General features: G+C 56.6%; 10 protein-coding genes and 2 pseudogenes. 7 read left to right on the top strand and 5 right to left on the bottom strand.

Annotated elements, in window-relative coordinates; all coding sequences use genetic code 11:
* Positions 1–150: 150 nt before the first annotated feature.
* Positions 151–438, bottom strand: a pseudogene (locus tag ABF979_RS15465) (MFS transporter); the annotation flags it as partial.
* A gap of 57 nt (positions 439–495) precedes the next feature.
* A complete protein-coding gene (locus ABF979_RS15460; protein WP_007400745.1) occupies positions 496–1,065 on the bottom strand; it encodes a hydrolase in 570 nt (189 codons plus the stop codon).
* A 104-nt stretch (positions 1,066–1,169) separates the two neighbouring features.
* On the opposite strand from ABF979_RS15460, the gene ABF979_RS15455 reads away from it, so the two are divergent.
* Positions 1,170–1,793: a TetR/AcrR family transcriptional regulator gene (locus tag ABF979_RS15455; RefSeq protein WP_019088884.1), complete on the top strand. Its 624-nt coding sequence runs from the start codon at positions 1,170–1,172 to the stop codon at positions 1,791–1,793.
* A 38-nt stretch (positions 1,794–1,831) separates the two neighbouring features.
* Here ABF979_RS15455 and ABF979_RS15450 read toward each other — a convergent pair whose 3' ends face one another.
* Positions 1,832–2,713, bottom strand: coding sequence for a helix-turn-helix transcriptional regulator (locus tag ABF979_RS15450; protein ID WP_279184281.1), 882 nt, complete (start codon positions 2,711–2,713; stop codon positions 1,832–1,834).
* A 75-nt stretch (positions 2,714–2,788) separates the two neighbouring features.
* On the opposite strand from ABF979_RS15450, the gene ABF979_RS15445 reads away from it, so the two are divergent.
* The 4 genes from ABF979_RS15445 to ABF979_RS15430 all read left to right on the top strand — a co-directional run bounded on the left by ABF979_RS15445 (position 2,789) and on the right by ABF979_RS15430 (position 5,345).
* On the top strand, positions 2,789–3,484 hold the full coding sequence (locus tag ABF979_RS15445) for an O-methyltransferase (protein ID WP_415499538.1): 696 nt from the start codon (positions 2,789–2,791) through the stop codon (positions 3,482–3,484).
* A 106-nt stretch (positions 3,485–3,590) separates the two neighbouring features.
* Positions 3,591–3,728, top strand: coding sequence for a hypothetical protein (locus ABF979_RS15440; RefSeq protein ID WP_019088881.1), 138 nt, complete (start codon positions 3,591–3,593; stop codon positions 3,726–3,728).
* 68 nt (positions 3,729–3,796) lie between these two features.
* Positions 3,797–4,921 carry an alkene reductase gene (locus tag ABF979_RS15435; RefSeq protein WP_415499537.1) on the top strand — a complete coding sequence of 375 codons (1,125 nt, stop codon included), beginning with the start codon at positions 3,797–3,799 and terminating at the stop codon, positions 4,919–4,921.
* 118 nt (positions 4,922–5,039) lie between these two features.
* Positions 5,040–5,345 carry an ArsR/SmtB family transcription factor gene (locus ABF979_RS15430; RefSeq protein WP_010512214.1) on the top strand — a complete coding sequence of 102 codons (306 nt, stop codon included), beginning with the start codon at positions 5,040–5,042 and terminating at the stop codon, positions 5,343–5,345.
* Positions 5,346–5,376: 31 nt separating this feature from the next.
* Here ABF979_RS15430 and ABF979_RS15425 read toward each other — a convergent pair.
* Both ABF979_RS15425 and ABF979_RS15420 read right to left on the bottom strand, forming a co-directional pair.
* Positions 5,377–6,369: pseudogene (locus ABF979_RS15425) on the bottom strand (MDR family oxidoreductase).
* A 57-nt stretch (positions 6,370–6,426) separates the two neighbouring features.
* On the bottom strand, positions 6,427–7,059 hold the full coding sequence (locus tag ABF979_RS15420; protein ID WP_415560627.1) for a TetR/AcrR family transcriptional regulator: 633 nt from the start codon (positions 7,057–7,059) through the stop codon (positions 6,427–6,429).
* Positions 7,060–7,181: 122 nt separating this feature from the next.
* On the opposite strand from ABF979_RS15420, the gene tnpA reads away from it, so the two are divergent.
* Together tnpA and tnpB are read left to right on the top strand one after the other, a co-directional pair.
* Complete coding sequence (tnpA, locus tag ABF979_RS15415; RefSeq protein WP_415499535.1) at positions 7,182–7,670, top strand: IS66-like element accessory protein TnpA; 489 nt, start codon at positions 7,182–7,184, stop codon at positions 7,668–7,670.
* Positions 7,667–8,014 carry an IS66 family insertion sequence element accessory protein TnpB gene (gene tnpB / locus ABF979_RS15410; protein ID WP_019092242.1) on the top strand — a complete coding sequence of 116 codons (348 nt, stop codon included), beginning with the start codon at positions 7,667–7,669 and terminating at the stop codon, positions 8,012–8,014. Before tnpA ends, tnpB begins: the two co-directional genes overlap by 4 nt.
* Positions 8,015–8,170 lie beyond the last annotated feature (156 nt).

Genomic DNA, 8,170 nt, shown 5'->3' with positions numbered 1-8,170 from the left:
CAGGTCAGGAACCGGGACACCGCCCTCAGCCTGGCGGATCACACCCATGATCTGTGCGTCAGTAAAGCGATCACTCTTCATCAGAATCTCCTCATCCTTACGCTGAGAAAATTCTCATTCAAAAGCCACTCTTTTTATGGGGGGATTACCACCTGAAGTAATCGTAAAAGCACCGAAACACCCCAGATAAACCGCCCTGCCGCCGATACGGCCAACAAGCCAGCCACTCAACGGCAGTGTCAGGGCTAGTGCCAGCAGATAGCCGCTCACTACCCATTGGATGACCGAAAATGGTGCGTGCAGTGTCGTGACAAGATCCGGTAGCGAGACATTCACGATCGTCGCATCCAGTTGCGACATGAAAGACCCGATCGCCGCGACACTGACGATTTTCCAAATACCCGCCGGAAGTCGGGCGGGCTCTTGCGATTGCGGCAAAGCTGTTGCTTTCAGATTTATGTCACGGCGTTAAAGAGCAGCGAGCAGCTATTTTGCTCAGGGCTCCAGAGTGATGGCGTCACTGGTCGTGACGCGGCCGAGCATCGGGAAAACATGGTCACAGGCAAAGCGCTGCATTTCTTCGGCGAAAGTGGATGTCAGATCTTCCGCAATCACCACGCCGTAACCATGCTCATGTGCGGCGCGGGCGGTGGACTCGACACCCATATTCGTTGCGATGCCACCCAGCACGATCGTCGTGATTCCGCGCCGCCGAAGCTGAAGATCCAGGTCGGTTCCATAGAAGGCACCCCACTGTTTCTTTGTGACAAGCAGGTCTGTCGGCTCGGCCAGCCCCTCGACCAGTTCGGTCCAGTCAGGGGCAAATCCACCCGGGGGCGGCGCAAAAGGACGATCGACCTCGGTATGCACGGCATCGGCGAAATCGGGAGCAAAGGCGACATTGACCAGAATGACAGGCGAGCCTGCGGCCCGAAACCGGGATGCAAGCTTTTTGGAGCGTTCGACAACCGCCTCTCCCGTGAAAGGAGCCAGCGTCCGATCGACAATACCTTTCTGGAGATCAATCAGGATCAGGGCGGTCCGGGGCGCTGAAAGAGAAATCATGACGGTTCTTCCCTGTATGCTCATACGACTTACGGACTCGTTGTCCGATAGGCGCAGAGTTGATAGAAATTGAGTTAACACTCAAACAGGAGCATTATTTGAGCATGAACTCAACTTCGTCAAGGGGAAAGCGGGCGGCGCTTCAGCCGCGCCGTGCAGTCGGCAGGCAGAGAGTGGCGGAGTTGCTAGCGGCTGCGTCCGATCTCATGGCGGAGCATGGGTACGAAGCCACAACAATGGCGGAGATCGCCAGCAAGGCCGGCGCGAAGATCGGTTCGCTCTACCGTTTCTTCCCCAACAAGGAGGCAGTCGGGGAAGTACTCTTGCAGCAACACATGGCGATCGTGCATGACGAATATGAAGCGCTGGAAAAGCGTGCAGCGGATCTTTCACCTGAAGAACTGGCTGACATCCTGATTGACCTGCTGGCGGTGCTTTATCCGCGTGTAAAATCCCTTCCGGCGCTGATGGAGGCGCATACTGACCGGACGGAAATCCGTGACCGATCACGCCAGCAGGCTCTGGCCGGTATTTCGGCCGCCCTGCGGGTGTGTGCGTCTGGACTGGACGAGCAGACGGCCGGCGATATTGCGGCGGTTGTCCTGAACAATATGAAGGTCATGCTGGGTATGACCCTGAAGGACGCTCCGACGACGCCTGGTGCGCCTGATGAACTGCGCCACATGAACAGGCTCTATCTTTCCGCCCGGCTTGGTCCCCGCCAGTGAAAACGAGTGGCCGAAATTCAAAAAAACTTGCTAATCCATTATCCAGAATATCGCTCGGCCATATAACGTCCAGGAGACATACCCAGCACCTTGCGGAACATCGTCACGAAGCTCGGTACACTCTCATAGCCTAGATGCCCCGCAACCTGCTGGATCGTCGCACCATCTGCCAGCCATTGAACAGCAAGCATGACGTTCAACTGCTGCCGCCAGCGTCCGAAACTCATGCCGGTCTCCTGGCTGATCAGGCGCGACAGGGTGCGCTCGCTGACTCCGGCCTGTCTGGCCCAGGTATCGAGCGTTTTCCGCTCACCTGGCGCCCCAGTCATCATGCTGACAATCCCTCGAAGACGCCTATCGACAGGCATGGGAAGATGGAGATCCTCGACCCTGGCCCGAGCAAGTTCATCAAGAAGCACGTCCAGCAGGCGTGAGTTTGCGCCGTTTTCTTCATAGTAGAGTGGCAGTTCGGATGCCCGAACCAGCAGCTCGCGAAGCAGCGGCGTTACGGCGACCGCACAGCAGGTTTCAGGCAAGGGAGGACCAAGCGCGGGATCAATGAATGCATTATACCCCTCAAGCGCACCGCTTATCCTGATGGCATGGCGTGCCCCGCCTGGTATCCAGATGGCACTACGCGGCGGAACAACCCATAATCCGCTATCCCCTTCACAGGTAAGCGCGCCGCGTTGCACCAGCATAATCTGGCTTTTGGCATGACTGTGAAAGTCCAGTTCCATGCTCTCAGCCTGCCCGGCCGCATAACCGTAGGTTACGATCGCCCGGGGAACGTCATCCGGTTCGATCCAGTCTTCCGTCTTCGACAATTCGTTCAGCATGGGCATAGACGTATTTTTGACGGCAAGGATCAGTTTGGCAAGATTGAATAATAATCTGACCTGATATCTGAATGACGCCATATCCATGCAGGGCTATTCCTGAGCAGACAATCAATCAAACTTTTCAAGATCCTGACATCTGCGAAAGGACGCCCCGTGAACACATTGACCACCAGGCCAGTCATTACCCTCCTGGAAACGCTGCACAGGAATGCAGAAACGTCCGACCGCGAACTCATGGAAACCATGATGGCGCGCTTTAACGCACCGGAAACATCGGCTGAACAGGTGATGGCAGAACTACTTGCCCAAGAAAGAGCCGACTATCGGAGCGTCTATCACGACTATGCCGACAATTTTCTCGCCGTCTCGCCGCGCTACGGTCAGTTTCTCTACATGATGACACGAGCCTGCAAAGCCCGTCGGGTCGTAGAATTCGGCACGTCGATGGGAATCTCGACCATTTATCTGGCCACGGCCCTTCGTGATAATGGTGGCGGGCAGTTGATCGGTAGCGAAATGGAACGCACCAAGGTGGCACAGGCGCGGGCAAATCTTGATGCAGCAGGCTTAGCTGATCTGGTGGATATTCGTGAAGGCGATGCGCTTGAAACGCTCTGCGACATTGATGGACCGGTTGATCTTCTCCTACTCGACGGTGCGTTCTCGCTCTATCTGCCAGTTCTGAAACTGATCGAACCCCGGCTGGCACCCGGCGCAGCGATCTTCGGCGAAAATGCGTTTGATCCAGACTACATCGCTTACTTGAACAACCCGGCGAATGGATATTTGTCCCAGACGCTGCCGCTGGACGAAGGCCGAGGCAACGGGTTCGCTGTCAGGGTCGGGTGATGGCACACGGAGAGTAGCCAGATTAAATCTTAAAACCTAGATATTGACATATCTCGTTGTGTAGTTATGTTTGGCAGTGTCACTCACCCACAGAAGGAGACGCCCGGTGAAGTTTGCCAATCAGCTCGATACCGACGCCGAGCGCCTCGGTAGTTACAAAAGGTCAGGCATTGAACGCAAAACCCAAAAATTAGCGCTTGATGCCCGCAGCCGGCTCAACGAGGCTTCTGCCGGACTGTTCTGATCCCGAGTGGATATGAGGCTTTTCACGCTCTCATATATTGGTGTTTCTCAATATCTAGGATTCGCAAAATGCAAAACTCGGTTCTCTTCGACAGTGTGACCCTGGGTCCGTATACCCTCAGAAATCGGATCGTTCTCCCCCCGCTCACACGTTCTCGCAGCTCCCAGCCGGGAAACATCCCCAATGATCTGATGGCGACCTACTACCGCCAGCGCTCCAGTGCAGGGTTCATGGTGACCGAGGGGACACAGATCGAACCGCGCGGACAGGGATATGCGTGGACACCCGGCATCTACAGTCCCGAACAGGTAGAGGGCTGGCGCAAGATCACCGATGCCGTTCACGCCGAGGGAGGAACCATCTTCTTGCAATTATGGCATGTGGGGCGCGTATCTCACACCTCCCTCCAGCCTGGTGGAGCCGCTCCGGTCGCGCCATCGGCGATCCCGGCCGACAATGTCAGAGTGTTCGTTGAAACCGGCCCAGGCCAGGGCGCTCTCACACTACCGTCGGCACCGCGCGCCCTGACCACCGCAGAGGTCAAGGAACTTGTCCAGCTCTATGCCCAGGCCGCGCGCAATGCTCTCGATGCAGGCTTTGACGGCGTGGAGATCCACAGCGCCAACGGCTATCTGATAAACCAGTTCATTTCTACCCACACCAACCAGCGCGAGGATGAATATGGCGGCTCACTGGAAAACCGACTGAGATTCCTGGCCGAAGTGACGCAGGCGGTTGCCGATGTCGTCGGTAAAGAGCGAATGGGAGTCCGCTTTTCTCCCCTGTTCGCTTCCACCAACGAGGACCGCGTCTATCTTGGTCTTGTCGAGGAAGACCCCCACACGACCTACATTGAGGCCATAAAGGTTCTCGAAAAAGTTGGGGTCGCTTACGTCTCGATTGCCGAGGCGGATTGGGATAACGCGCCGGAACTGCCTGAATCCTTCCGTGCGGACGTACGGAAAAACTTCAGCGGCCGGGTTCTCTATGCTGGCAGGTACACTCCCGAGCGTGGCGTGCGCGTGGTCAAGGCAGGCTGGGGCGATCTGATTGCCTTCGGGCGTCCCTTCATCGCAAACCCCGATTTGCCGGAACGCATCGCTCATGGTTGGCCGCTCAATCCAGTAGATCCTACGACCATGTATGGCGGCACCGACAAAGGATATACTGACTATCCCACCTATCAGCGTTAGGGATTTCAGGCCGTGTCCAGACATCTGGACACGGCTTCTGACACTTCCAGCGTAATTAGGTCCATCCCAAAGGAAACGAGATATTGCTATATTGGCATTTCTCGCTATATGGAGGATCATGAGCATCGATATCAACGACGCACTGAAGGCCTTGGACAACCCCGCCCGGCTGGCAATCTTGGCGAAGCTCAAGGACCCTCGCAAGAATTACCCTGAACAGGAAGTCGATCCTGAGCAGGTAGGTGTCTGCGTGAGCATCATACAGGAGCGGGCCGGCCTGTCTCAGTCGACCATTTCGCTGTATCTGACAGCACTACAACGCGCCAAGCTCGTCACGTCGCAGCGCATAGGCCCCTGGACCTATTACAAGCGCGATGAGGCGAACATCGCGGAATTCCTGAAACAGTTGCAGGATCTGATTTGAGCGGCGATCGCAATCGCCGCTCCATCTCCTTTCAACTTTTCTGAATCTCGACAACCAGTCGGCCCCGCACTTTTCCGGCAATGATATCTTGGCCGGCTGTGATGACGTCCTCAAAATGGATCGTCGCGGTGATCTCGCCTAATTTCTCGCGATCGAGATCCGTTGCAAGACGCGCCCAAGCTTCAAGGCGACGCGGCTTCGGACACATTACCGAATCAATACCAAGCAGCGAGACGCCGCGCAGGATGAACGGTGCTACCGATGCAGGCAGGTCCATTCCTTGCGCCAAGCCACAAGCCGTAACTGCACCGCCGTATCGGGTCATCGACAGCACATTAGCGAGCGTATGTGAGCCCACAGCATCGATGCCCGCGATCCACCGTTCCTTGCCGAGCGGACGCATGGGGCCGGAAAGTTCGTTACGATCAATGATTTCGGCCGCTCCGAGGCTCCTGAGATAATCTGCTTCCTCTGCCCGCCCGGTCGAAGCGATGACGTGCCAGCCAGCCTGCGCCAACAGGGCAATCGCGACTGAACCCACGCCGCCAGCAGCACCTGTGACGATTACCGGCCCATCAGATGGCAGCAATCCATGCTTTTCCAGCGCCAGAACGCTGAGCATTGCAGTGTAGCCCGCAGTGCCGATCGCCATAGCCTCGGCTGGCGTCAGTCCGGCAGGCAAGGGTACGAGTCAATCCCCTTTGACACGGCTTTTCTCGGCATAAGAACCGAGATGTGTTTCACCCGTTCCCCAGCCGTTCAGGATGACTTGGTCGCCGACGCGGAAATCCGGATGACCTGATGCTTCAACTACGCCAGCACCATCAATGCCCGGGATCATGGGAAAGCGCCGGACGACTGGAGCCTTGTCTGTCAGAGCCAGGCCATCCTTATAGTTGACCGTGGAATGCGTCACTCGAAACGTGACGTCTCCGTCCATCAAATCCGCCTCGCTGAAATCTTTCAGTCCAACGATCTGACTCGTGTCGTTTTTCTCGATCACGATCGCCCGAAATGTGCTCATAGTGCCGTGCCTCCTTTATAATTAGACCGATCGTCTAGTGTTGCCGAAAAAAAGGGATCAGGTGCGGAGCATCGCAAGAAATCCCTCTGCGAAGGTTCTAAGTGGGGTACTATTGCGTTCGAGCTTGGCGCGGAGAACTGCTCCTTCCCAGCCGATCCAAAAAAACGCGGCAAGATGATCGGCATCATGATGGTTGCGGATCTCACCTGCTGCCTGCGCTGCGCGCAAACACAGGGCCGTGCACCGTTGCCAGTCTGCAAAAATATCACTCAGTTTCTGACGAAAGGCTTCTGGAAGCGCACCCATCTCCTGCCCCAGATTGCCAACAAGACAGCCGCGCGAAAACGCAAAGCGCTCCATTGCTGCCTCTGCATCGACCATGAAAGCTTTCAGCCGATCCAACGGCGAGAAGCCATCATCGGCAAAGAACCGATCCAGCTTGCGTGCGAAATAATGACCATAGTGATCAATCAGTTCGGCGCCAAAAGCCTCCTTGCTTTCAAAATAGTAATAGAACGAGCCTTTAGGTACCCCGACCACCTTCAGCACCTCGTCGAGACCGGTTGCGGAAAAACCTTTCTCTGTCAGCGCTACCAAGCCAGCCCGCACCAGTGATGCGCGCGTCTCGTTGAATCCGGCCGTTGCCTTCGGTGGACGTCCGCGACGACGGGAAGGAGTGGCAGGATTCATACTGATTTAATTAGACCGAACGTCTATATAATTCAAACGGAGAGTCACCAACGCACTGATAGTGTAAGCTCCCGGCGACTGACGCTTTGCTGAATATTTCTGGTCTGGTTCAGCTATGAAGCATGAACGATTTAAGAGATAGGGACGCGGTACTACCTGCGAGTGTCGCAGGTAGTACCGCAGAGAGGCTCCAAAGGAGCGGTAGAGAGACCGATGAGCGGGACAGGCTGGCGGATGCCTCGCGGATCGAGATCGTTTCGGATCGCCGCCGCTGGCACGCCCCTGAATTTCGCGCGCGAGTGGTCATCGCGTCCTACGAGAGCCGACGCCCCATAAGGGAGGTGGCTGCACAGTATGGGATCCATCCCAGTCTGGTGTTTCGCTGGCGGCGAGAGGCTCGGGCCAAAGCGCAGGCCAAAGGCGGGACATCGTTCATACCTGTCATGGTGGCCCCGGCCCCCGAGCCGCAGCCATTGGAGCGTCGGAGAGAACAGGGAACGCTGTCCGGCCAAGCCGTCCGCCTGGTCTTTCCGGACGGTGTGCGGCTGGAGTTCGACACAGGGCTGTCCGCTGATCGTCTGCGTGAGATTGTGGGCGCACTACGATCATGATCCCGCTTCCTTCCACGCTGAGGATATGGCTGGCGGCCGGTGTAACCGATATGCGCCTGGGGATGCCCGGGCTGGCGTTGAAGGTCCAGGAAGCACTGGGTCGTGACCCTTTCGCGGGTGACGTCTATGCCTTCAGGGGCCGACGCGGCGACCTGGTGAAACTGATCTGGCACGATGGGATCGGCCTTTCCTTATATGCGAAGCGGATCGAGCGCGGGCATTTCCTGTGGCCTTCGGCAAAGGACGGAGCGATCCATCTCTCCCCGTCACAATTGACTTGTCTGCTGGAGGGTGTGGACTGGCGCAATCCTCAGAAAACATGGAGACCTGAACTGGCGGGATAATAAAAACTGCGTCAGGCCAGTATATACTGGTACCCTTTTGAGCGCCCATGTGATCAACTGCCTTGGTAATCCCCCCATTTTTAGTGGGGCATTGAATGAGACTTCAGGCAGCTGTTTTTAGTTTCTGGGCGGGGGTTAGCCCGCTGTTCCCCATGT

The sequence above is a fragment of the Gluconobacter sp. genome (assembly GCF_047723935.1).
Taxonomy (GTDB): Bacteria; Pseudomonadota; Alphaproteobacteria; order Acetobacterales; family Acetobacteraceae; genus Gluconobacter.
Note: the sequence above shows the minus strand (reverse complement) of the source record. Positions and strands in the feature narration are given on the sequence as shown.